Here is a 23,501-nt window from a genome sequence, read left to right as displayed (position 1 = left end):
CCGAAAATGCTGTGCTTGACACCACGTCCGCCAGCGCAGCTCCGGCGATCGACTGGTACACCCTGCAGAAACAGGCGCACCGTGAATTCGGCCGGCGCATTGCAGCCGTGGACGACTGGAACGCTCCGACGCCCGACAAGGAGTGGACCGTCGATGATCTGGTGCGCCACGTCGTTCGGGAGCAGCAGTGGATCCCGCCGCTCCTGGCCGGGCTGACCCTGGACCAGGCCCGGCGCCGCGTCGACCCGCTCGGGGACGACCTCGTTTCCGAGTGGCACACGCACTCCGCACTGGCCACCGCGGCGTGGCAGGCGGCGTCGCCGGATGCGTCGGTGCAGCTCTCCTACGACACCGTCACGGTGCTGGACTACCTGCGCGAGCAGGTCTCCGACGTGACGATTCACTCCTGGGACCTGGCCAGGGCGACGGCGGCCGACGAGATCCTGGACTCTGCTCTGATCGAGGCGGTCTGGACGGTGTTCGAGCCGCAGCGGGATGCGCTGGAGGCCAGTGGCCTTTTCGATTCCCCGGTTCCGATGCCCGAGGACGCACCGCTGCAGTCCCGGCTGCTGGCCCTCACCGGCCGCGACGACCGCCGCTGAGCGCCGCCCCGTCCGCCCGCGCCGACCAACTGTTGCTCGTTCGGACAAGTGCGCCCGGCACACCGGGACCAGTTGTCCGCACCGGCAACAGTTGCCGCGCGGGGCCTGGCGCTAGGCGACGGTGGTGCCGAACAGCAGGCCGAGCAGGTAGGTGACCCCGGCGGCTCCGAAGCCGATCACCAGCTGACGCAGCGCACGCTTCAGCGGCGGACCACCGGAGAGCAGTCCGACGACGGCGCCGGTGGCCAGCAACGCGAGGCCCACGAGGACCGCGGCGACGACGATCGCAGCGACGCCCTGCATGCCGAACAGGTACGGCAGCACCGGAAGCAGGGCCCCGGAGGCGAAGAAGCAGAAGCTGGAGATCGCGGCGCCCATGCCGGTGCCGATGGCTTCGTGCTCGTCGACCAGTGCGGCGGTCGAGCCGTCGAGCCGGCTCACGTCGAGCGCACCGGTGGCGACGGCCACGGTGCGCAGCACCTCACGGGCGTGCACCTCGGCGTCTTCGGGCGTCATGCCCTGGGCCCGGTACACGAGGGTCAGTTCGTTGGCGGCCTCGTCCAGGTGTGAGAGCACGCTGCGCGTGGCCGGGTTCGGGGTGGACGCCTCGAGAAGCTCGCGTTGGGACCGCACCGACACGTACTCCCCCGCACCCATCGACAGGGCTCCGGCCAGCAGGCCGGCGATGCCGGTGAAGAGGATGGTCGCGGTGGGCACCCCGGTCGCCCCGATACCCAGCACCAGGGCAAGGTTGCTCACCAGACCGTCGTTGACGCCGAAGACCGCGGCCCTGAAGGTGCCGGACAGCCGCTGGCGGCCGCGGGCGGCCAGGCCTCGCACGACCTCCTCGTGGATACGCTCGTCTGCGGCCATGGCGCTGGTGGCGTCGGCATCCCCGTCGTAGGGCGACCGGGCCTCGGCGCGTTGGGCGAGAGCGAGCACGAAGACGGAGCCGAACCGGCGGGCCAGCAGGCCCAGCACCCGGGTGCGCAGCGCACCCTTCCGGGGCGCTCCGACCCGCTCGCCGAGCAGGTCGCGCCAGTGCGCCTCGTGCCGGCCCTCTGCCTCGGCGAGGGCCAGCAGAATATCGCGTTCCTCGCCGGAACGCCGGCCGGCCAGGTCACGGTAGACGGCGGCCTCGGCCTGTTCATCGGCCAGATACCGCCGCCACCGACGAATGTCGGCCTCGGCGGGCTGGTTGAGGTCGGCCACGGCTATCACGACTCCGGAGCTGCCTCGAGGGAGCCCTGCGACACCCGGGCCGACTCGTGCGGGCCGGTGCCGTCGAGACCATAGAACGGTTCCTCGAAGTGCACCACCCACACCGCTTCCTTGCCCACGACGGGCGCGTACAGCGCCGAGCCGACGAGTTCGCCTGGCGCGGTGATGACCCCGATCGGGTCCTCCACCGTCGAGTCGGGGTAACGGCTGCGGTCAAGCCGCACCACCACCTGCATCCCGACGCCGAACACCGCGGCCGCCCCCTCGGCTGACGGGGCGTCCGTGGGCCGGCGGCTCCAGAGCGCCATTACTCCACCGACTCCGACGGCGCAGACTCCACCGGAGCACTGCCGGCGCGTTCGAGCACCAGTTCGCGCACCCTGGCGGCATCCGCCTGGCCGCGCATGGCCTTCATGACCGCGCCGATGACGGCGCCGGCGGCCTGCACCTTGCCGTCGCGGATCTTCGCGAGCACGTCGGGCTGGCCGGCTAGGGCCTCGTCGATGGCAGCGATCAGCGGCCCGTCATCGCTGACGACGGCCAGTCCGCGGCTGGCGACGACCTCGCTGGGGGTGCCCTCGCCGGCGATGACGCCCTCGAGCACCTGGCGGGCCAGGCGGTCGGTGAGGGTACCGTCGGTGATCAGTTCGATCAGCGCGGCCACCTGGGCCGGGGTCACGAGGCTCTCGGCGGTCACGCCGGCGGCATTGGCCAGACGGGCGATCTCGCCGGTCCACCACTTGCGGGCGGACTGCGCGGGTGCACCGGCGGCGATGGTGGCCTCCAGAACATCGAGGAGGTCGGAGTTGACCACATCCTGGAACTCGAGGTTCACGAAACCCCAGGCGGCCTGCAGCCGCTTGCGGCGGGCCGCGGGCGGCTCGGGCAGCGTGGCGCGCAGCTCTTCGACCCAGGCGCGCGACGGCGCGACGGGCACCAGGTCGGGCTCGGGGAAGTACCGGTAGTCGTCGGCGTCGCTCTTGGGCCGGCCGGCGGAGGTGACGCCGGTGTCCTCGTGCCAGTGCCGGGTCTCCTGGGTGATGGTGCCACCGGCGTGCAGCAGCGCGGCCTGGCGCTGGATCTCGTAGCGAACGGCGCGTTCGACGCTGCGCAGCGAGTTGACGTTTTTGGTCTCGGTGCGGGTGCCCAGAATGTTCGAGCCGCGCGGACGGAGCGACACGTTGGCGTCGCAGCGCACGTTACCCTCCTCCATCCGGGCGTTCGAGACGCCCAGCGCCTTGACGATCTCGCGGATGGCGGCGACGTAGGTCTTGCCGATCTCGGGTGAGTCGGCTTCGCCGCCCTCGATCATCTGGGTGACGATCTCCACCAGCGGCACGCCGCCGCGGTTGTAGTCCACCAGCGAGTAATCGGCGCCCTGGATGCGTCCGGCGGCGCCACCCATGTGGGTGAGCTTGCCGGCGTCGTCCTCCATATGCGCGCGCTCGATGTCGACCGTGACCTGGCGGCCGCTCTCCAGCTCGATGGTGAGCTGACCGTTGAACGCGATCGGCTCGTCGTACTGCGAGGTCTGGAAGTTCTTCGCGGTGTCGGGGTAGAAGTAGTTCTTGCGGGCGAACCGGCTGGTCTCGGCGATCTCGCAGCCGAGGGCCAGGCCCAGGCGGATCGAGGACTCGATGGCCTGACGGTTCACCTGCGGCAGCCCGCCGGGCAGGCCCAGGCAGGTGGGGCAGGTGTTGGTATTGGCACCGGACCCGAATTCGTTGGCGCAGCCGCAGAACATCTTGGTCTTGGTGTTGAGTTCGACGTGCACCTCGAAGCCGAGCACCGGCTCGAACAGTTCGAGGGCCTTGTCGTAGTCCATCAATTCGGCCTTGGCCATCAGACGGCTCCCCCTTCGGTTGCGAACATTTCGATGTTGGCCAGCGCGGGCGCCTGGCTGAGCAGGGTGTGCCCCCAGTGTGCCTCGAGCAGCTGCTCGACGGCGGCGCCGAAGGTGTACAGGCGGGCGTCCGCGCGGGCGGGCGCCATCACCTGCAGGCCGACCGGCAGGCCGTCTTCGGGCGCGAGGCCCATCGGCAGGCTCATGCCGGGGATGCCGGCGAGGTTGGCCGGGATGGTGGTGATGTCGTTGAGGTACATCGCCATCGGGTCTTCGGTCTTCTCGCCGAACTTGAACGCCGTGGTGGGCGCGGTGGGCGAGACGAGCAGGTCGACCTTGTCGAACGCGGCGGCGAAGTCACGCTGGATGAGCGTGCGCACTTTCTGGGCACTGCCGTAGTAGGCATCGTAGTAGCCGGCGCTGAGGGCGTAGGTGCCCAGGATGATGCGGCGTTTGACCTCGTCGCCGAAGCCGGCGTCGCGGGTGGCGGCCATGACGCGCTCGCTGGTGAGCGGGCCGTCCTCGGGGTTGACCCGGATGCCGAAACGCACGGAGTCGAAGCGGGCCAGGTTGCTGGAGGCTTCGGCGGGCAGGATCAGGTAGTAGGCGGAGACCGCGTACTCGAAGTTCGGGGCGCTCACCTCGCTGACGATGGCGCCGGCCGCGGACAGCAGGGCCAGGGTCTCCTCGAAACGCTGCTTGACACCGGCCTGGAAACCCGCACCGTTGAGTTCCTTGATCACGCCGATCCGCACCCCCGTGAGGGCACCGTCGGCCAGCCCGGCCTGGGCGGCGGCGGCCATCGACGGCCACGCATCCGTCAGCGATGTCGAGTCGAGCGGGTCGTGCCCGCCGATCACATCGTGCAGCAGCGCGGCGTCGAGCACCGTGCGGGTAACCGGGCCGACCTGGTCGAGCGAGGAGGCCAGCGCGATCGCGCCGTAGCGGGACACGCCGCCGTAGGTGGGCTTGACGCCGACGGAACCGGTGACGGCGGCGGGCTGACGGATGGATCCGCCGGTGTCGCTGCCGAGCGCCAACGGTGCCTCGAACGCGGCGACGGCGGCCGCGGAGCCACCGCCGGAGCCGCCGGGGATGCGGTCAAGGTCCCACGGGTTGTGGGTGGGGCCGTAGGCGGAGTGTTCGGTGGAGGAGCCCATCGCGAACTCGTCCATGTTGGTCTTGCCCAGCGGGATGAGGTCGGCGTCGCGGATGCGCCGAACCACGGTGGCGTCGTACGGCGGGATCCAGCCCTGAAGGATCTTCGACCCGGAGGTGGTGGGCATGTCGTGCGTGGCGAGCACGTCCTTGATGGCGATCGGAACGCCGGCCAGCGGGCCGAGCTTCTCGCCGGCGGCGCGACGGGCGTCGACCCTCGCGGCGGTGGCCAGGGCGGCGTCGCGGGCCACGTGCAGGAACGCGTGCACATCGGGCTCGACGGCGTCGATGTGGTCGAGGTGGGCGCGCGTGACGTCGACGGAGCTGACCGAGCCGTCGGCGAGCAGACCGGCCAGGGCGGCGGCGGTCTGGTTGATGAGACTGGTCACGTTGTTACTCCTCGTCCAGGATGGCGGGCACGCGGAATTTGTCGCCGGCACGGTCGGGGGCCCCGGACAGGGCCTGGTCGACGGTGAGCGACGGCACGACGACGTCGTCACGGAACACATTCGTCAGCGGCATCGGGTGGCTGGTCGCCGGGACGTCGGGCGTCGCGACCTCGGCGACCCTGGCGACAGAGTCGACGATCTGGCCGAGTTCGACCGTGAGGCGATCGATTTCTGCCGAGCTGAGGTCGATCCGGGCGAGGTTGGCCAGATGCGCAACCTGCTCGGCCGTGATTTCAGACATGAAACTCCCAAGAAAATCGAAGCGGAAGCTCCAATTCTATTCGTCGTCGTCGGTTGCCAGGTCCGCGTTGTCGGTGCCGATGAGCGCCATGTTGTGCAGGGACTCGCTTCCGGGCCTGAAATAGTCGTTGTGGCCGAGGGATCCGCCGAGCCAGGCGCCGGTGACGGTGTCGGTCGCCCCATCCACGCCGAGTGCCCTGGCACCGTAGGAGGATGCGCCGGGATCGCTGCCGAAGAACGCCGAGCTGACAGCCGGGTCCCAGTCCGCTTTGCCGACGAAGACGTTCCCGTTGGCGACCTCGAGCTTGTCGGCGGACTGGATTTCGCTACCCGGTGACCCGACCACGACGAGGGCGTCCACCTGCACGGAGCCGTTGGCCAGCGCCATGAGCGAGACCGTCGAACCATAGGAGTGCGCGAACACCGAGATGAAGGGCTGGTCCGCTCCCCTGCTGGCACGCACGCCGGCCCACGAGGTCTCGAGGAAGGCGGCGCCGGCCACCGCCCGGTCACGCCAGCCGACGGAGAACACGTCGGGCGCTTCATAGCCGATCCAGGCGATCGTGGCCACGGTCTTCGCGGTGGTCGCCGCGGCATCCGGGTACCCCGACACAAGCCGGCTGTCGGTGGCGGAAGCCGGGGTGACGGACGCTCTGCCTTGTGCGGTTGTGGTGGCGGCCGGTGCCTTCTTGCGTGCGGCCAGGACCGCACGCTGTTCGCGGTAGACGTCGTCGGCCACGGTGGTCCAGTTGACCATCGCCGGCTCGACCCGGTAGTTCATTCCGGGCACCAGATAGCCGATGTAGTCGGCGGTGTCCGGGTTGCCCAGGGCGATCGCCGCCCGCCCCGACCCGTTGGGGTCGAGCAGGATCAGGCTGCGTTTGGGCCCGCCGTCGCTGCGTTTCAGGGCCAGCTCGACCTGGCTGAGCACGGCAACCCGGCCGCTGGCCAGGGAGCGCTCGGCATCTGACGAGTGGCCGGCGATGACCCGCTTGGCCTCGGCGAGAGAATCACTGAGGTAACGCTCGTTCGCGCGACTGCGCTGCGCCAGCGGCACGCCGTCGAGGTTGCCGACCAGCCGCGGGGTCGCCGTGGTGAGGGCCGCCCGCTGGGTGGAGTCCAGCAGCGTCCACCAGGCCGACACCACCGTGGCTTCGGGCGGGGTCGCCAGCACCGAATCGACGCGGGTGGGGTATTCGGCCACGAAGCTCTCCAGCTCCGCGACGGCGAGCTGGGACATGCCCACGAGCAGATTGGACCCCGTCATGGTGCGCAGGGAGGCCACGTCGATGTCGATGGCGGCGGCCGACTTCACCTCGAGCTCAGCCGAGGCCGGCGAGACGCCCGCATCACTCTGACGGTCGGCGACCCGGGTGGAAACGGTCTCGTAGACGCTGACCTGCGAGGATTCGGGCATCAGGACGGGCCCGCCCACCCCGACGAGGGCGAGCGAGGCAGTCAGCAGTGCAGCGGCCTCGAATAGCACGACGCGTCCCGTCCCCTCCCGAACGAATGAACAGCAAACAGACTCGACGCCCCTGGCAAGTCATGCGCTCTCAGCTTATCGAGCCGCGGGCGCTGCCACTGCCCCTCGTTCAGGGCGATCGGACACTTTTCGGCGCAATTCGGCGGCTGCGTTTCCGGCGAGTTTCCGGCGGGGGTACATCCGGTCACGGTGAGGTGAATTCTCGGGGCTCCACAAACCTCGGCGGCGCAGCAGACTGGCGGGGCTCAGAGGATGACGCTGCCCACCACCAACGTGCCGATGACCACGATCACCCCGACCAGCAGCCCCGTCGCGCGGCCGATCCGTCGGCGGCTGACGGATCCCTTGCGCCAGGAGGATCGGGACACCCGATCCAGATTCGGGAACAGCGCCTGGAACGGTGGCTCGCCGGGCTGGAGGAGCTCAGGCACCGTGGGTTCCTCGGTCGGACGGTCATCATCCTTGATGGGGGTCATGGCCGCAGCCTAGTCCCGGCGCCGGTTCCGGCCGCCGCGTGCGCCGGTCGCAACTGTTGCCCGTGCGGACTTCTGCGCCCGGTGCGCCGGACGCAGAAGTCCGCTTCGGGAACAGTTGCGGGGCCAGGGGTCGGGCGGGCGGGCGCGGGGGTCTCAGCCGGCGGCGCGGGCGGCGAGTAGAGCCACCTCGTCGGCGTCGGACAGTCCCGCCCGGCGCGGGCCCTGCGGCACCCTGAGGCGCTCCCAGCGCAGCGTGTCAGCGAGGGTCTCGGCCAGCGGGCGGGTGACCAGTCCGGCGGCGCGGGCGGCACCGCTGTCACGGGCATTGAACCCGGCGTAGTCCGGCAGGGGCAACCAGAGCGGCAGGGACCGTGGTCCCGACCACGGCCCGACCTCGTGATCCAGCAGCCATCGGGCATCCGCGCCGACGACCGGGCCGGTGTGTCCGGCCACTCTCCTTGCCACGGCCAGGTGTTCGGCCAGCGACACGGTCTCCCCCGTCGCGTTGAACACCCCGGCTGTGCGGTCCTCGGCGGCGTCGACGATCCATTCCGCCAGGTCGCGCACGTCGATCACCTGAACCAGGAGCCCCGGAACGTCGGGCACCAGCACACTCCCGTCGGCACCGGCGGGCTCGCTGAACCGCAGTGGCCAGTATCCGCTGCGGTCGGAGACGTCGCCGGGTCCGCCGATCAGACCCGACCGCACGATGAGCGATCTGTCGGCGCCGAACCCCGCAAGCAGCCGGTCCTCGCAGGCGACCTTCGCCTCGCCGTAGGTCTCCATCGACTCCATCACGTCACCGCCCTGCGCACCGACACGTTCAGCGCTCTCGTCCTGGCCCGGCACGGCGGTGTCGGCGTAGACGTTGCCAGACGACACGAAGGTGTACGAGGCGGCCCGGGCGCCCAGCGCCGCCACGGCCGAGGTGACCTGCCCGGGCTGCCGCGACACATCCACGACCACATCCCAGTCTTCCGCCGCCACCTCCGCGTACGCCCCGGCCTGGTCGCGGTCGCCCCGAACGAAGCGGATGCCGGCCGGAGCGTTCCCGGATTCGCCCCTGGCCAGGCAGGTGACCTTGTGACCGTGGTGCATCGCCGTCGTCGCGATGGTGCTGCCGAGCCAGGCCGTTCCGCCGAGAATGAGGAATCGCATGCGGCCAGCTAACCCAACCAGCGCTCCCCGCGGCAAGAGAGTTTCGCTCTGGGCACACTGGGACGACGAGCGACCGCCGGCGTGAGCCTAGTCGGTGTCGCGGCCGGGCTCGGCCGCGGCGACCGACTCCGGTTCGGCGCCGGTGTCGGCCGGGGCATCCGCCGGGGCGGCGTCCGGCAGGCCGGCCGGGCCGTGTTCGAGCAGCAGCCGGAACTGGTCGGCATCGATGATGCGCACGCCCAGGGCTTCGGCCTTGGCCAGTTTGGAGCCGGCGCCGGGGCCGGCGGCCACGTAGTCGGTCTTCTTCGACACGCTGGAGGCGTTCTTGCCGCCGGCGGCGATGATCGCCTCCGAGGCACCCTCTCGGGTGAAGCCCTCCAGCGAGCCCGTCGCCACGACGGTCAGCCCGGTGAGCACTCCCCCGGCCGCCGCCGCCGCACCGGGGCCCGCATGCCCCGGCGTCGCGAACTGCACCCCGGCCGATGCCCATTGCTCCACGATGTCGCGGTGCCAATCCACCTCGAACCAGTCGATCACGGCGTCGGCGATGATGCCGCCCACCCCGTCGACCTCGGCCAGCTCGTCACGCGACGCCGACCGGATGGCGTCGAGAGAGCCGAAGTGGTTCGCCAGGGCCCGTGCGGCCACGGGCCCGACGTGACGGATGTTGAGTGAGACCAGGATGCGCCAGAGCTGCTTGGTCTTGGCCAGTTCGATCTCGGCGATGAGCTTCACGGCGTTGGACGACGGTTGCGGGCCGTCCAGACCCGCCTTCTTCTCGGCCGCGGAGGGGTTCCGCCGGAACGGGGTGCGCTGACGCACCGTGCCGTCCTCGTCCTCGCGGGGCAGGCCGGTCTCGGGGTCCCGCACGACCACGCTGATCGGCAACAGATCCTCGATGGTGAGATCAAAAAGCCCGGCCTCGGTGTCCAACGGCGGGGTTTCGGGAACCGTGGGCTGGGTCAGCGCGGCCGCGGTCACCTCGCCGAGCACCTCGATGTCCAGGGCACCCCGCGAGCCGATGTGCTCGACCCGGCCGCAGACCTGGGCCGGGCAGCTCCGCGCGTTCGGGCAGCGCAGGTCGATGTCGCCGTCCTTGGCGGCCTTCAGCCCAGTGCCGCAGACCGGGCAGTCTGCGGGCATCACGAATTCGCGTTCGGTGCCGTCGCGCAGCTCCACGACCGGCCCGAGGACCTCGGGGATCACGTCGCCGGCCTTCCGCAGCACCACGGTGTCGCCGATCAGCACACCCTTGGCCTTCACGACATCCTGGTTGTGCAGGGTGGCCTGGCGCACGACGGAACCGGCGACCCTGACGGGTTCCATCACGGCGAACGGGGTGGCCCGACCGGTGCGACCCACGCTCACGACGATGTCGAGCAGCTTCGTGTTCACCTGCTCCGGCGGGTACTTGTAGGCGATCGCCCAGCGCGGCGCGCGGTTGGTGGCACCGAGTTCGTCGTGCAGGGCGAGCTCGTCCACCTTGATGACGATGCCGTCGATCTCGTGTTCCACGCTGCCGCGGTGCTCGCCGAAGTACTCGATGAACGCGGATGCCTCTGCCGGCGTCGCGACGACCCTGTAGTGGGTGCTGGTGGGCAGACCCCAGCCGGCGAGCAGGTCGTACACGGCGGACTGCGACTCGGCGCCGGGCTGGGCCCACGCGCCGATGCCGTGCACGAGCATCCGCAGCCGGCCGAGCCTGGCCTTCATCAGGGCGAGCTGGTCGGCGTTCTTGCTCTCGGCCTTCTGCCGGAGCGACCCGCTGGCCGCGTTGCGAGGGTTGGCGAACACCCGCTCACCCGCGGCGCTCTGCGCGGCGTTCAGCTCACGGAAGGACTCCACGGGGAAGAACACCTCCCCGCGCACCTCCATCAGCGGCGGATGCCCGGTGCCGGTCAGGCGCGCCGGGATACCGGGCACCAGGGCGATGTTCTCGGTGACGTCCTCGCCGACCACGCCGTCGCCGCGGGTCGCGGCGCTGACAAGCACCCCGTTCTCGTACCGGAGGTTGATGGCCAGGCCGTCGATCTTGAGTTCGCAGAGGTAGTGCACGGCTCGGTTGGCGCTCACCTGCACCTTCGCCGCCCACGCCTCGAACTCCTCGATGGAGAACACGTTGTCGAGGCTGAGCATCCGCTCGGCGTGCTGCACCGGGTCGAACAGGGTGGTCTCGGCGCGGCCGCCGACGGTCTGGGTGGGGCTGTCCTGGCTGGCGAGTTCGGGGAAGAGCCGTTCGAGTTCTTCGAGGCGATGGATCAGGCCGTCGTAATCGGCGTCGGAGACGATGACCTCGTTGCGCTCGTAGTAGGCGTCGCGGGCCTCGAGGATGCGCGTGGTCAGGCCGGCGGCCTCCTCGCCGGCGGCCGCCAGCGCGGCCGCCGGTGACGCGCCGGTGGCGTCAGGCATCGACCGTCGTGGAGTCAGCGGCAGCAACGCTGCCGACGGGAACGGCACTGACGGTGCGGTCGATGGTGCACTGGCCCAGCACCCTGGTGCCCACGTAGACGACGGCGGTCTGGCCCGGCGCCACGCCGGTCAGCGGCTCGGTCGGCAGGATGCGCAGCTCGGTGTGCGCCTCGACCGGCGGTGTCGCAGAGGGGTCGGCGGGCACGTTGATGACCTGGGCAACGGCGGGCTCCGGATCGGCGTGGGCACGGATCTGCACGTCGCAGGCGAATTCGATCTCGGGGTGCTCCGGGGGCAGTCCGGCCCAGGTGTACGTGGTTCCGGCGATCTCCTTGATCGCCAGGGCCTCCTTGGGGCCCACGACCACCGTGTTCGTGATCGGGCGCACCTCGAGCACGAAGCGGGGCTTGCCGTCGGCGGCGGGAGTACCGATCGAGAGGCCCTTGCGCTGACCCACGGTGAACGCCACGGCGCCCTCGTGCTGCCCGAGCTTGTTGCCCTCGCGGTCCAGGATGTCGCCGGTTTCCGGGGCGACCCGTTCGCCGAGCCAGCCGCGGGTGTCACCGTCGGGGATGAAGCAGATGTCGTAGGAGTCGGGCTTGTTCGCCACCGAGAAGCCGCGTTCGGCAGCCTCTGCGCGCACCTCGGCCTTGGACGGCGTGTCGCCCAGGGGGAACATCGAGTGGGCGAGCTGCTCCTTAGTGAGCACGCCCAGCACGTAGGACTGGTCTTTGGCCCAGGCGCTGGCCCGATGCAGTTCCCGGTTGCCGTCGGCATCCGTCACGATCGAGGCGTAGTGGCCGGTGCAGACGGCGTCGAAGCCGAGCGCCAGGGCCTTCTCGAGCAGGGCGGCGAACTTGATCTTCTCGTTGCAGCGCATGCACGGGTTGGGGGTGCGACCGGCGGCGTACTCGGCGATGAAGTCGTCGACGACGTCGAGCTTGAACCGTTCGGAGAAGTCCCACACGTAGTACGGGATGCCGATGATGTTCGCGGCCCGTTGGGCGTCCATCGAGTCTTCGACGGTGCAGCAGCCGCGGCTGCCGGTGCGGAGCGTGCCGGGCATGCGCGACAGGGCCAGATGCACCCCGACCACCTCGTGTCCTGCCTCGACCGCGCGGGCTGCGGCCACGGCGGAATCCACCCCACCGCTCATTGCTGCCAGAATCTTCACTGGTTAAGTGTACGCACGCGGCGCCGAGTCGGCCATTCCCGCGCCGATCGCCTGCGCCCAGGCCACCGGCAGCGCCGTCAGGAAGGCGTCGACGTCCGCCTGGGTCGAGGTGCGGCCCAGCGTGATCCGCAGTGCGCTGCGGGCCTCGGCCTCGCTGCGGCCCATGGCGCGCAGCACGTGCGACGGCTCGGGGATGCCGGCCTGGCAGGCGGATCCCGTGGAGACCGACACCCCGGCGACGTCGAGCAGGAACAGGAGCGAGTCGCCCTCGCAGCCGGGGAAGGTGAAGTGGGCGTTGCCGGGCAGACGCCCGGTCGGGTCGGGGTCGCCGTTGTAGACGGCGGAGGGCACCGCGGCCCGCACCCCGGCGATCACGCTGTCGCGCAGCTCCCGGAGGCGCAGGTTTTCGGCGTCGAGCTCGGCCGTCATCGCGGTGGCGGCCACCGCGAACGACACCGCCGCTGCCACGTCCTGGGTGCCGCTGCGTACCTGGCGCTGCTGGCCGCCGCCGTGGATCAGCGGCACCACGGTGATCGTGCGGGACAGCACCAGGGCGCCGATGCCGACGGGCCCGCCGATCTTGTGCGCCGAGACGCTCAGCGCCGAGACTCCGGTGGCGTGCAGGGCGGCGAAGTCGATGGGCACGTGACCGTAGGCGGAGATGGCGTCCACGTGCACCGGGATGCCGTGTGCCGCGGCGAGCGCCGCCACCTCCTGGACGGGCTGCAGGGTGCCCACCTCGTTGTTGGCGGCCAGCAGGGTCACCAGGGCCACATCCTCGGGGTTCTCGGCGATGGCCGCCTCCAGCGCGGCGAGGTCGATGCGGCCCAGCGCGTCCAGCGGGATCCACTGCACCGTGGCGCCCTCCTGCTGCGCGAGCCATTCCACGGTGTCCACCGTGGCGTGGTGCTCTCCGCCGGGCACAAGGATCCGGGTGCGGGGCGCTCGGGCCCAGTACAGGCCCTTGACGGCCAGATTCACCGATTCGGTGCCGCTGCCGGTGAAGACGATCTCGATGGGGTCGGAGTGCACGCTGGCGGCGACCCGTTCGCGGGCCTCCTCGAGCATCCGTTTGGCGTTCTGGCCCTGGCTGTGGATGGACGCCGGGTTTCCGACGACGGCCATCGCCTCCGCGTACGCGGTGATGGCGGCCGGCAGCATCGGTGCCGTCGCGGCATGGTCGAGATACGCGTGGTCGAAATGCACCGACATGTGCTCGCCTCCTGGCTGGTTCGGGTCCCGTGGATGGGCCGGTGCGGGCTGGTCTTTATACACCGTCCGCACTGATTACTCTAGATCTCATGACTTCAGCTGACTCCCTCCGCAATCTGGGCGTCCGCGCTACGAGCAATGGCGGGGAACTCCGCGTCTGGTCCGAACACGCCGAGGCCATCGAACTGTGCATCTTCGACCACACCGACCCCAACTGGATCGTGCGCACCGTACCCATGGTGCGCGACACCCACAACGTCTGGGTCGGTCGTAGCCGCACCCTCACCGCGGGTCGCCGCTACGGCATCCGGGTCTCCGGTCCCGCCGGTCCCACGCACTCGTTCCACCCCGAGAAGACCCTGATCGACCCGTACGCCCGGGGTCTGGCCCGGGTGGGACCCGACCAGTGGCAGTCCACCATGGTCGACGACGCCTTCGACTGGGCCGGAGCCGTCAAGCCCAACACGCCGATGGATCACACCGTCGTCTACGAGACGCACGTCCGGGGCCTGAGCAAGCTCAACCCGGCCATGCCCGTTGAACTCCGCGGCACCTACGCCGGTCTGGCGCACGAGAGCACCATCGCGTACCTCAAGAACCTCGGGGTGACCGCCGTGGAACTGCTGCCGGTGCAATCGTTCGTCTCCGAACAGCGCCTGATCAAGCAGGGCCTGTCGAACTACTGGGGCTACAACACCCTCAACTTCTTCACGCCGCACGCCGACTACGCCACCCAGGCCTCCCAGTCCGAGGGGCCGGAGGCGGTGCTACGCGAGTTCAAGGGCATGGTCAAACTGCTGCACGAGGCCGGCCTCGAGGTCATCCTCGACGTCGTGTACAACCACACCGCCGAGGAGGGCCCGGCCGGACCGGTCACGAGCCTGCGGGGCATCGACAACGCCACCTACTACCGGCAGAACGCCAAGGGTCATTACATCGACGTCACCGGCTGCGGCAACACGGTCAACTTCGGCCACGACGTGCCGATGCGACTGGTGCTGGACTCCCTGCGGTACTGGGCCAACGAGGTGCAGATCGACGGGTTCAGGTTCGACCTGGCCGCGACCCTCGGTCGCGACGAGAACGTGCACTACACGCCGGACCACCCTCTGCTCACCGCCATCCGCGACGACCCGGACCTGGCCGGGGTGAAGCTCATCGCGGAACCGTGGGACGTGGGCATGGGCGGCTGGCAGACCGGCAACTTTCCGACCGGCTGGTCGGAGTGGAACGACCGGTACCGCGACCGGATGCGGTCCTTCTGGCTCACCGACGTCGCCGCCGTACGCAACCACTCGACCTCCGACAGCGGCATCGGCCGGTTCGCCTCCCGTCTGGCCGGGTCGGCCAACACCTTCTCGTTGGAGCGCGGCCCGGTCGCCTCGCTGAACTTCATCACCGCCCACGACGGTTTCACCATGGCGGACCTCACCGCGTACAACGTGAAGCACAACGTGGGCAACGGTGAAGCGAACCGGGACGGCACCGACGGGAACAACTCGTTCAACCACGGTGTCGAGGGGCCCACTCGTGATGTCACGGTGCTGCGTACCCGTCGGCGGGCGATGCGCAACCTGCTTGGCACCCTGCTGCTCTCCGCGGGTGTGCCGATGCTCACCGCCGGGGACGAGTTCGGCCGCAGCCAACGCGGAAACAACAACGCCTACTGCCACGACAGCGAGCTCACCTGGCTGGACTGGAACTTCGACGACTGGCAGCAGGACCTGCACCGGATCACCCGGCAGTTGCTCGCCCTGCGCCGGGAGAACCCCGCTCTGCGCCCCGTGCGGTTCGGCCGGCCGGGCCAGACCACCCCCAGCGCCAGCCAGATGGACTGGTACAACGCCGCCGGAGCGTCGATGTCGGAGGCCGATTGGAACTCCCCCCAGGAACGCACCCTGCAGTACCTCGCGGCGAGCACCCCCGAGCACGAGGCATTCAACCGCATCCTCCTGATCGTGCACGGCCTGGAGTCGCCCACCGAGGTGACCCTGCCCATCCACTCCGGGGTCTCCAGCTACACGGTGCTCTGGGACTCCAGTCACGACGACATCCGCGAGGTGCAGAGTTCGCACATGCCGGGCGCCCGCCTCACCATGGGGGGCACCTCAATGCTGCTGTTGCGGGCCGAGGAAGCCCGGGCATGACCAAGCCGGATGCCGGCGGCACTCCCGCCACCGTGGCGCTGCTACACGCCGGCATCCGGTTCACCGCCCACCACTACCCGCATGATGCGGCGGTGGCCGGCTACGGCCTCGAGGCGGCAGACAAGCTCGGGCTGGATCCCGACCAGGTGTTCAAGACCCTCCTGGCCGACGTCGACGGCGCCCTCGTCGTGGCGATCGTCCCCGTCTCCGGTCAGCTGGACCTCAAGGCTCTCGCCGCGGCGGTCGGCGCGAAGAAAGCCGTCATGGCCGACCCCAGGCTGGCCGAGCGCAAGACCGGCTACGTCGTGGGCGGCATCAGCCCGATCGGACAGAAGACGCGGCTGAGCACGGTGCTCGACGAGACGGCCGAGCTCTTCGACACCGTCTTCGTCTCCGGCGGCCGCCGCGGCTTCGACATCGAGCTCTCCCCCGCCGACCTCATCTCCGTCACCGCCGCCGTCATCGCACCGATCGGCCGGGACCGATGACCGAGCCGGTGCCTGACGCTGCGGAGCCCGAGCAGTCGGACGCCGCGATCATGGCCGTGATCGACGCCGAGTTCCGGCCGGATGCCGCGTCGAGAGCCGCACAGCGCCGCATCAGGGCACTGATCGTGACCAGCATCGTGTTCCTGGTCGGCGGCTGCCTGGGATCGCTGGCCGCGTTGCTCGACAGAGATTTCAGGGACGCAACCGAGACCGCGTTGCTCCTGAAGCTCGTCAGCTGGCTGGTCGTCGCCTGCGCGCCCAGCGTCTGGCTGCTGGTTGTCTCGGCCACGCACCGCGGGAGGGAAGTGACCCGCGGTACGGCCGTCTCCGGGCTGGCCGTCGGCTCTATCTGCCTGGCCGTCGCGCTGCTGGTGATCGGCCCTCCCGCGGTTCGTGCGGGCGTCACCGCATCGGGTCAGCCGGCGACGGCCACCAGCCCCATCTCGGCCGCGCTGATCAGCAGGTCGTTCCGCGGCACAACCCTGACGGTGTAGCCGAAGCCACCGGACCTGTCGAGTTCGACGGTTCCGGTGAACAGGGTCGGCGCGCCGGGCGTCACGGTTTCGGTGGCGTCCTGCCCCAGCACGTCGTTGATCGGCTCGAGGGCCTGGGTGCTGACGTCGGTGAGGTCGTCGCCGCCGGTGCTCCTGCCGTAGACGACCTGTACCGTCACGTCCTCAGGGGCGAGGCCGTTCAACTGCACGTGCGCGCGCAGGCGCAGTTCATCGCCCACCTGCGGCACCGGGGCGACGCCGCCGGACTCCACGTGCTCGACGGCCACGCCGGGCCAGGCTCCCCCGATGCGAGCCTTCCACTCCGCCAGTTCGCGGGCCGCCCGGTAGTTGTTGGCCGAGAGTCGCGCCTCGGAGACACCGGCGGGGCGGTAGAGCTTCTCCACGTATTCGCGCACCATCCGGCCGGCGTTCAACTCGGGCGAGAGCCCGGCCAGGGTCTGGCGGATGTTGGCGACCCAGCGTTCGGGCACGTCATCGGCGTTGCGCTCGTAGAACGGCGGCGCCACCTGGTGTTCGATGAGCTCGTACAGGGCGTCGGCCTCGAGGCGGTCGCGTTCGGCGGAGTTGGTGCTCGCGTCGGCGGAGGGAATGGCCCAGCCGTTCTGGCCGTCGAAATACTCCGGCCACCAGCCGTCCAGGATCGACAGGTTGAGGGCACCGTTCAGGGCCGCCTTCATGCCGGAGGTGCCGCAGGCCTCAAGCGGGCGCAGCGGGTTGTTCAGCCACACGTCGGTGCCCGGGTACATCAGCTGGGCCATACCGATGTTGTAGTCGGGCAGGAACGCAATGCGGGTGCGCAGCTCAGGATCGGCGGCGAACTGCACGATCCGCTGGATCAGCCGTTTGCCCTCCTCGTCGGCGGGGTGCGACTTGCCGGCGATGACGATCTGCACGGGGTGCTCGGGGTGCAGCAGCAGGGCGCGCAGCCGCTCGGGGTCGTGCAGCATCAGGGTGAGCCGCTTGTAGGTGGGCACCCGACGGGCGAACCCGATGGTGAGCACATTGGGGTCGAAGACCTGGTTGATCCACGCCGGCACCAGACCGCCGGGGTTCTGCACGAGCCAGGCCGCGCCGATGCGGCGACGGGCGTCCTCGACGAACTGGCGGCGCATATCGCCGCGCACCTCCCAGAGGTCCTGGTCGCTCACCGCGGGCGATGCCCAGTCGGCCGTGGAGGTGTCGGTGGTGCCGAGCCGGTTCGCGGCGAGGGCCTTCAGCGCCGGGTCCGTCCAGGTGGGCGCGTGCACCCCGTTGGTGATCGAGGTGATCGGCACCTCGCTGGCGTCGAAGCCCGGCCAGAGGCCGCTGAACATGCGCCGGCTCACCTCGCCGTGCAGCTTCGAGACGCCGTTGGCGTGCTGTCCGAGCCGCAGGCCCATGATGGCCATGTTGAAGACATCCGGCGACCCGCCCGGGTAGCTCTCGGCGCCCAGACCCAGCAGGTCGTCCACGGCCACACCGGGCAGCAGGTCGGTCTCGAAGTAGCGGCGCACGAGGGAGGTTTCGAACCTGTCGATACCGGCAGCCACCGGGGTGTGCGTGGTGAAAACGGTGCCGGCACGGGCTACCTGCAACGCCTCGGCGAAGCTCAGACCCTCACCGATGAGGCTGGAGATGCGTTCCAGGCCGAGGAATCCGGCGTGTCCCTCGTTGGTGTGGAACACCTCGGGCTCGTCGCGGCCGTTGAGGTGGCTCCACAGGCGCACGGCCCGGGCCCCGCCGATGCCGAGCAACAGTTCCTGCAGCAGCCGGTGTTCGCCGCCGCCGCCGTAGAGCCTGTCGGTCACCTGGCGCAGTTCGTCGGTGTTCTCCGGGATATCGGTGTCCAGCATCAGCAGCCGGATGCGGCCGACCCTGGCCTCCCACACGCGAGCGTGCAGGGTTCGGTCGTCCGGCAGGGCGAGGGACACCTGCACCGGTGAACCGTCCGCCCGGCGCAGCACCGACAGGGGCAGACCGTCGGGGTCCAGCAGCGGGTAGCTCTCCAGCTGCCAACCATCGCTCGAGATCGCCTGGCTGAAGTAGCCGGCCTTGTAGAACAGGCCAACGCCGACGAGTGGAACACCAAGATCCGAGGCGCTCTTGAGGTGATCCCCGGCCAGGATACCCAGGCCGCCGGAGTACTGCGGAAGCGCCGCCGCGATGCCGAACTCGGGCGAGAAGTACGCGATCGACGCCGGCTTCGCCCCCTCGAGGCCCTGATACCAGCGCGGTTCGTTGAGGTAGGCGCGCAGGTCGTCGCGCACCAGGTTGACGCCGGCGACGTAGTCGTGGTCCAGGGCGAGTTCCGCCAGCCGGGCCGGGTCGACGGCGCCGAGCAGGGCGACGGGGTCGGTGCCGATGCTGCGCCACAGCTCCGGGGCGATGTGCTCGAAGAGCTGCCGGGTGGGCTCGTGCCAGGACCAGCTCAAGTTGCCGGCCAGCTCATCGAGCGCGGCAAGCGACTCTGGCAGGACTGCACGGACGGTAATTTTACGGATCGCCTTCACGAACCTTACTTTAGGGGCGCAACGTGTCCACCGGGTAACAGGTGTGCGCGCGTGTGACCACCGATTCGGCCCCCGTTCGCGCTACGGTCGTCTTGTGGCTAAGACACCAAAACGAACCGGTACCGCCCTCTCAACTCCGAGCATCGCGGATGTTCCGACCAAAGTCGGTCGAATCCCCGTCCTCGACCTGTCCCCGCAGCTGAACGACAATCTCTGGCCGGCGAAGGCTTTCGCCGGCGAGGTCGTGCCGTTCGGTGCGACCGCCTTCAGGGAAGGGCATGACGCCATCGGCGTGATGCTGCATCTCACGGCGCCGGACGGCACCCAGACCCAGCATCCGATGCGCCCCGGCGCCCCTGGCACCGACAGGTACGAGACCCAGGTGCGCCTGGACCTGCAGGGCTCGTACACCTACAGGGTGCGTGCCTACGCGGATGACTTCACCACCTGGGTGCACAACGCCGCCATCAAGATCCCCGCCGGCATCGACGTCGAGCTGATGTTCCTGATCGGTTCGACACTGCTGGCCTCCGCCGGCAAGGACCTCAAGCGTCCCACCGTGGAACGTCGGCTGTTCGCGGCCGCCGCCAAGACCCTGGCCAACACCAAGCTCCCCCTCGCGGTCCGGCTGGCCGTCGTCACCGATCCGGCCCTGGCCGCGGCAGCAGTCGTGCGCCCCCTCGCCAGTCTCGACTCGTTCTCCGCCGAGCGCACCGTGCGGGTCGAACGCACCCGCGCCGGCGTCGGCTCCTGGTACGAGTTCTTCCCCCGCTCGGAGGGCGCCGTGCGGCGAGAAGACGGCAGCTGGCAGAGCGGGACCTTCCGCACCGCGGCCGCCCGCCTGCCCGGCGTCGCCGCGATGGGCTTCGACGTGTTGTACCTGCCGCCGATCCACCCGATCGGCCGGTCCTTCCGCAAGGGCCCGAACAACACCCTCGACGCCGGCGAGAACGACCCGGGTTCGCCGTGGGCGATCGGCTCGGCTGCCGGCGGCCACGACGCCATCCACCCGGAGCTCGGCACCATTGACGACTTCAGCTTCTTCCTCGACGCCGCCCGCACGGAGGGCATCGAGGTCGCCATCGACCTGGCCCTGCAGGCCTCGCCGGACCACCCCTGGGTCACCGAGCACCCGGAGTGGTTCACCACGCTGCCGGACGGCACCATCGCCTACGCCGAGAACCCGCCGAAGAAGTACCAGGACATCTACCCGATCAACTTCGACAACGATCCCGCCGGCATCCGTGCCGAGGTGCTGCGCTTGGTGCGCTACTGGGTCGGCGTTGGCGTGAACATCTTCAGGGTCGACAATCCGCACACCAAGCCGTTGGACTTCTGGGAGTGGCTGATCGGCACCATCAACCGCGAATCGCCCGACGTGGTGTTCCTGGCCGAGGCGTTCACCCGTCCGGCGCTGCTGCAGGGCCTGGCCAAGGTCGGCTTCCAGCAGTCGTACACCTACTTCACCTGGCGCAACACCAAGGAGGAGCTCGAGGAGTTCTTCGACGACCTGGCCCACGACACCGCGGACTTCCTGCGCCCGAACCTGTTCGTGAACACTCCCGACATCCTCTCCGAGTACCTCCAATTCGGCGGACCGGCGGCGTTCAAGATCCGTGCGGCCCTGGCCGCGACGGCGGCGCCCACCTGGGGCCTGTACGCGGGCTTCGAACTGTACGAGAGCGTCGCCCGTCCCGGTGCCGAAGAGAACATCGACAACGAGAAGTACGAGCTTCGGCCCCGCGACTTCGCGAAGGCCGAAGCGCTCGGCAGGTCGCTGGCGCCGTTCCTGGCCCAGCTGGGGCGCATCCGTGCCGCCCACCCGGCCCTGCGTCAGCTGCGCAACCTCGACATCCACTCCAGCGACGACGACTCGATCCTCGTCTACAGCAAGTACCTGTCCGGTGAGTTCACCGACGACGGTCGCACCGACGCCCTCATCATCGTCGCCAACGTCGACCCGCATTCGGTGCGCGAGACCGTGGTGCACCTGGATGTGACCAGGTTCGGTCTCCCCCTCGGCTCCCACTTCGAGGTCGAGGACCTCATCACCGGCGCCGTGTGGACCTGGTCCGCGGACAACTTCGTGCGCCTGGACGCCTTCACCGAACCCGTGCACATCCTGCACGTGCGGATCCCACAGGCACCGAACCAGAACGGACTGGCCGAATGAAACACGCCACCGGCCGACCCGCCGACGAACTGCCCACCTTCTCAGCGCACATCCTCGAGACGGTCTCGCTCGGCTCGTACTACAACCCGCACGAGGTGCTCGGCCAGCACCTGCTGGACCTGCCGAACATCACCGACCCGATCACGGTCATCCGGGTCCTGCGTCCCCTGGCCATCGAGGTCGTCGCAGTGCTGTCCACCGGCGCCCGCGTCGAACTGTCCCATCTGGGCTACGGCATCTGGCAGGGTGTCAGCACCATCGGCCCGCAGGACTACGAGATCGAGGCGCACTACGCGAATGGTCCGGCCTGGATCAGTGACGATCCCTACCGTTACCGGCCCACGCTCGGCGAGCTCGACCTCCACCTGATCGGCGAGGGCCGGCACGAACGGCTCTGGGACGTACTCGGCGCCCACGTGCGCACCTTCACCGGCGTGACCAAGCCCGTCAGCGGCACCTCGTTCTCGGTCTGGGCGCCACACGCCCGTGCCGTGCGCGTGATCGGTGACTTCAACAGCTGGTACGGCGTGCTGCACTCGATGCGCAACATGGGCAGCACCGGCGTCTGGGAACTCTTCGTGCCCGGCCTGGCCGCTGGCTCCAACTACAAGTTCGAGATCCTCACCCAGGCCGGTGAGTGGGTGCAGAAGGCCGACCCGATGGCCCGTTACACCGAGGTGCCGCCGCTGACCGCGTCGGTGGTGGGCGAGACCGCCTACACCTGGCAGGATGCCGCCTGGCTGGCCGAGCGCAGCGCCACCGACCCGCACAACCGGGCCATGAGCGTGTACGAGATGCACGTCGGCTCCTGGCGGCCCGGGCTGGGCTACCGGGCCCTGGCCGACGAGTTGATCGGCTACCTCGAGGAACTCGCCTATACGCACGTGGAGTTCATGCCGCTGTCCGAGCACCCGTTCGGGGGCTCCTGGGGCTACCAGGTCACCGGCTACTACGCTCCGACGAGCCGGTTCGGCCACCCCGACGACCTGCGCTACCTGATCGACCGGCTGCACCAGGCCGGCATCGGCGTGATCATGGACTGGGTGCCGGGACACTTCCCCAAGGATGAGTTCGCCCTGGCCCGCTTCGACGGGCAGGCCCTGTACGAGCACCCCGACCCGCGCCGCGGTGAGCAGATGGACTGGGGCACCTACGTCTTCGACTTCGGTCAGATGCAGGTGCGCAACTTCCTCGTCGCCAATGCGCTGTACTGGCTCGAGGAGTTCCACATCGACGCCCTCCGGGTGGACGCTGTCGCCTCGATGCTGTACCTGGACTACTCGCGCAAGGACGGCGAGTGGGAACCCAACAAGTTCGGCGGCCGGGAAAACCTCGAGGCGATCAGCCTGCTGCAGGAGATCACCGCGACGGCCTACAAGCGCAACCCCGGCACCATCATGATCGCCGAGGAGTCCACCAACTGGCCCGGTGTCACCGCGGCCACCTCCGGCGGCGGCCTGGGCTTCGGGCTGAAGTGGAACATGGGCTGGATGCACGACTCGCTCGAGTACATGAGCGAAGACCCGATGCACCGCGCCTACCACCACAACGAGATCACCTTCTCGTTCGTCTATGCGTTCAGCGAGAACTTCCTGCTGCCGATCAGCCACGACGAGGTCGTGCACGGCAAGGGCTCCCTGATCGGCAAGATGCCGGGCGATCCGTGGCAGCAGCTTGCCAACGTGCGGGTCTACCTCGCGTTCATGTGGGCGCACCCGGGCAAGCAGCTCCTGTTCATGGGGCAGGAGTTCGGCCAGCGGTCCGAGTGGAGTGAAGAGCGCGGACTGGACTGGTGGATGCTCGACCAGCCCGGTCACCGTGGCCTGTTCAACCTCGTCGGCCAGCTCAACCGGGTGTACCGGGACACGCCCAGCCTCTGGGAGCGTGACAACGAACCCGGCGGGTTCGAGCTGCTCGACGGCGGCGCCGCTGCAGAGAACGTGGTCAGCTTCGTGCGCTGGGACCACGACGGCACGCCGGTGGTCTGCCTGTACAACTTCTCCGGAGCGCCGCACACCGGCTACAGGGTGGGGCTGCCCCTGCCCGGCGCGTGGGAGGAGATCCTCAACACGGATGCCGAGAACTTCGGCGGCTCCGGGGTGGGCAACCTCGGTGAGGTGACGGCGTTCGCCGAGCCGTGGGCCGGCCGGCCGGCATCCGCCACCCTCACCCTGCCGCCGCTCGGCGCCCTCTGGCTGCGCCTGCGCCGCTGACAGCGCTCAGGCCACGCGAAAGCGCCCGTATGGTCGCCTCAGTCGCCT

The 23,501-nt window shown here is 69.6% G+C and carries 18 protein-coding genes; 6 read left to right on the top strand and 12 right to left on the bottom strand.

The genetic code is table 11. The features are described from left to right. Window positions 1-11 precede the first annotated feature (11 nt). Entirely contained in the window at window positions 12-602 is a 591-nt protein-coding gene (locus RCH12_RS09190) for a TIGR03086 family metal-binding protein (protein WP_327016687.1), read from the top strand. A gap of 111 nt (window positions 603-713) precedes the next feature. On the opposite strand, the gene RCH12_RS09185 is transcribed toward RCH12_RS09190, so the two are convergent. The 11 genes from RCH12_RS09185 to RCH12_RS09135 form a co-directional block, all read right to left on the bottom strand. After that, window positions 714-1,820 (bottom strand): VIT1/CCC1 transporter family protein, encoded by a 1,107-nt coding sequence (locus RCH12_RS09185; protein WP_442784573.1) that lies wholly within the window; start codon window positions 1,818-1,820, stop codon window positions 714-716. Continuing rightward, on the bottom strand, window positions 1,820-2,131 hold the full coding sequence (locus RCH12_RS09180) for a hypothetical protein (protein ID WP_103432023.1): 312 nt from the start codon (window positions 2,129-2,131) through the stop codon (window positions 1,820-1,822). Before RCH12_RS09180 ends, RCH12_RS09185 begins: the two co-directional genes overlap by 1 nt. After that, a complete protein-coding gene (gatB, locus tag RCH12_RS09175) occupies window positions 2,131-3,666 on the bottom strand; it encodes an Asp-tRNA(Asn)/Glu-tRNA(Gln) amidotransferase subunit GatB (protein ID WP_103432024.1) in 1,536 nt (511 codons plus the stop codon). The genes RCH12_RS09180 and gatB overlap by 1 nt, the downstream gene beginning before the upstream one ends. Then, window positions 3,666-5,213, bottom strand: a complete 1,548-nt coding sequence (gatA, locus tag RCH12_RS09170) for an Asp-tRNA(Asn)/Glu-tRNA(Gln) amidotransferase subunit GatA (protein ID WP_327016686.1) — start codon at window positions 5,211-5,213, stop codon at window positions 3,666-3,668. The genes gatB and gatA overlap by 1 nt, the downstream gene beginning before the upstream one ends. Before the next feature lie 4 nt (window positions 5,214-5,217). Continuing rightward, the gene (gene gatC / locus RCH12_RS09165; RefSeq protein WP_088456438.1) at window positions 5,218-5,514 is read right to left on the bottom strand and encodes an Asp-tRNA(Asn)/Glu-tRNA(Gln) amidotransferase subunit GatC; all 297 of its coding nucleotides are present in this window, start codon (window positions 5,512-5,514) and stop codon (window positions 5,218-5,220) included. 36 nt (window positions 5,515-5,550) lie between these two features. After that, window positions 5,551-6,999: an alpha/beta hydrolase gene (locus tag RCH12_RS09160; protein ID WP_327016685.1), complete on the bottom strand. Its 1,449-nt coding sequence runs from the start codon at window positions 6,997-6,999 to the stop codon at window positions 5,551-5,553. A gap of 245 nt (window positions 7,000-7,244) precedes the next feature. Further along, window positions 7,245-7,475, bottom strand: a complete 231-nt coding sequence (locus tag RCH12_RS09155) for a hypothetical protein (RefSeq protein WP_103432027.1) — start codon at window positions 7,473-7,475, stop codon at window positions 7,245-7,247. Window positions 7,476-7,628: 153 nt separating this feature from the next. Next, the gene (locus RCH12_RS09150) at window positions 7,629-8,633 is read right to left on the bottom strand and encodes an NAD-dependent epimerase/dehydratase family protein (RefSeq protein WP_327016684.1); all 1,005 of its coding nucleotides are present in this window, start codon (window positions 8,631-8,633) and stop codon (window positions 7,629-7,631) included. Window positions 8,634-8,720: 87 nt separating this feature from the next. Beyond that, the gene (ligA, locus tag RCH12_RS09145; RefSeq protein WP_327016683.1) at window positions 8,721-11,042 is read right to left on the bottom strand and encodes an NAD-dependent DNA ligase LigA; all 2,322 of its coding nucleotides are present in this window, start codon (window positions 11,040-11,042) and stop codon (window positions 8,721-8,723) included. Continuing rightward, window positions 11,035-12,216: a tRNA 2-thiouridine(34) synthase MnmA gene (mnmA, locus tag RCH12_RS09140; protein ID WP_207795530.1), complete on the bottom strand. Its 1,182-nt coding sequence runs from the start codon at window positions 12,214-12,216 to the stop codon at window positions 11,035-11,037. Before mnmA ends, ligA begins: the two co-directional genes overlap by 8 nt. A 3-nt stretch (window positions 12,217-12,219) precedes the next feature. Next, window positions 12,220-13,428, bottom strand: a complete 1,209-nt coding sequence (locus RCH12_RS09135; protein ID WP_103432031.1) for a cysteine desulfurase family protein — start codon at window positions 13,426-13,428, stop codon at window positions 12,220-12,222. Window positions 13,429-13,517: 89 nt separating this feature from the next. On the opposite strand from RCH12_RS09135, the gene glgX reads away from it, so the two are divergent. From glgX to RCH12_RS09120, 3 genes are read left to right on the top strand one after another with little or no spacing between them, the layout of a single operon-like run. Then, window positions 13,518-15,575 carry a glycogen debranching protein GlgX gene (gene glgX / locus RCH12_RS09130; protein WP_327016682.1) on the top strand — a complete coding sequence of 686 codons (2,058 nt, stop codon included), beginning with the start codon at window positions 13,518-13,520 and terminating at the stop codon, window positions 15,573-15,575. After that, window positions 15,572-16,063, top strand: coding sequence for a Cys-tRNA(Pro) deacylase (gene ybaK, locus RCH12_RS09125; RefSeq protein ID WP_103432033.1), 492 nt, complete (start codon window positions 15,572-15,574; stop codon window positions 16,061-16,063). The genes glgX and ybaK overlap by 4 nt, the downstream gene beginning before the upstream one ends. After that, the gene (locus RCH12_RS09120) at window positions 16,060-16,557 is read left to right on the top strand and encodes a hypothetical protein (RefSeq protein WP_327016681.1); all 498 of its coding nucleotides are present in this window, start codon (window positions 16,060-16,062) and stop codon (window positions 16,555-16,557) included. The genes ybaK and RCH12_RS09120 overlap by 4 nt, the downstream gene beginning before the upstream one ends. Here the strand turns inward: RCH12_RS09120 and glgP are convergent. Then, on the bottom strand, window positions 16,479-19,067 hold the full coding sequence (gene glgP / locus RCH12_RS09115; protein WP_327016680.1) for an alpha-glucan family phosphorylase: 2,589 nt from the start codon (window positions 19,065-19,067) through the stop codon (window positions 16,479-16,481). The genes RCH12_RS09120 and glgP overlap by 79 nt on opposite strands. 94 nt (window positions 19,068-19,161) lie before the next feature. Here glgP and RCH12_RS09110 point away from each other — a divergent pair, with 94 nt between their 5' ends. Both RCH12_RS09110 and glgB read left to right on the top strand, forming a co-directional pair. Continuing rightward, window positions 19,162-21,240, top strand: coding sequence for a maltotransferase domain-containing protein (locus RCH12_RS09110; protein ID WP_207795531.1), 2,079 nt, complete (start codon window positions 19,162-19,164; stop codon window positions 21,238-21,240). Next, window positions 21,237-23,453, top strand: coding sequence for a 1,4-alpha-glucan branching protein GlgB (gene glgB, locus RCH12_RS09105; RefSeq protein ID WP_327016679.1), 2,217 nt, complete (start codon window positions 21,237-21,239; stop codon window positions 23,451-23,453). The genes RCH12_RS09110 and glgB overlap by 4 nt, the downstream gene beginning before the upstream one ends. Window positions 23,454-23,501: the final 48 nt, after the last annotated feature.

The sequence above is a fragment of the Cryobacterium sp. MP_3.1 genome (assembly GCF_035984795.1).
GTDB lineage: Bacteria > Actinomycetota > Actinomycetes > Actinomycetales > Microbacteriaceae > Cryobacterium > Cryobacterium zongtaii.
The sequence above is the reverse complement of the archived record's forward strand: the minus strand, read 5'-3'. Positions and strand labels throughout refer to the sequence as shown.

Coding starts and splice junctions, on each gene's coding strand:
- RCH12_RS09150 (WP_327016684.1), bottom strand. CDS start 8,633: ATGCGATTCCTCATTCTCGGCGGAACGGCCTGGCTCGGCAGCACCATC.
- gatC (WP_088456438.1), bottom strand. CDS start 5,514: ATGTCTGAAATCACGGCCGAGCAGGTTGCGCATCTGGCCAACCTCGCC.
- glgB (WP_327016679.1), top strand. CDS start 21,237: ATGAAACACGCCACCGGCCGACCCGCCGACGAACTGCCCACCTTCTCA.
- RCH12_RS09135 (WP_103432031.1), bottom strand. CDS start 13,428: ATGTCGGTGCATTTCGACCACGCGTATCTCGACCATGCCGCGACGGCA.
- RCH12_RS09155 (WP_103432027.1), bottom strand. CDS start 7,475: ATGACCCCCATCAAGGATGATGACCGTCCGACCGAGGAACCCACGGTG.
- ybaK (WP_103432033.1), top strand. CDS start 15,572: ATGACCAAGCCGGATGCCGGCGGCACTCCCGCCACCGTGGCGCTGCTA.
- gatB (WP_103432024.1), bottom strand. CDS start 3,666: ATGGCCAAGGCCGAATTGATGGACTACGACAAGGCCCTCGAACTGTTC.
- glgX (WP_327016682.1), top strand. CDS start 13,518: ATGACTTCAGCTGACTCCCTCCGCAATCTGGGCGTCCGCGCTACGAGC.
- RCH12_RS09120 (WP_327016681.1), top strand. CDS start 16,060: ATGACCGAGCCGGTGCCTGACGCTGCGGAGCCCGAGCAGTCGGACGCC.
- RCH12_RS09180 (WP_103432023.1), bottom strand. CDS start 2,131: ATGGCGCTCTGGAGCCGCCGGCCCACGGACGCCCCGTCAGCCGAGGGG.
- ligA (WP_327016683.1), bottom strand. CDS start 11,042: ATGCCTGACGCCACCGGCGCGTCACCGGCGGCCGCGCTGGCGGCCGCC.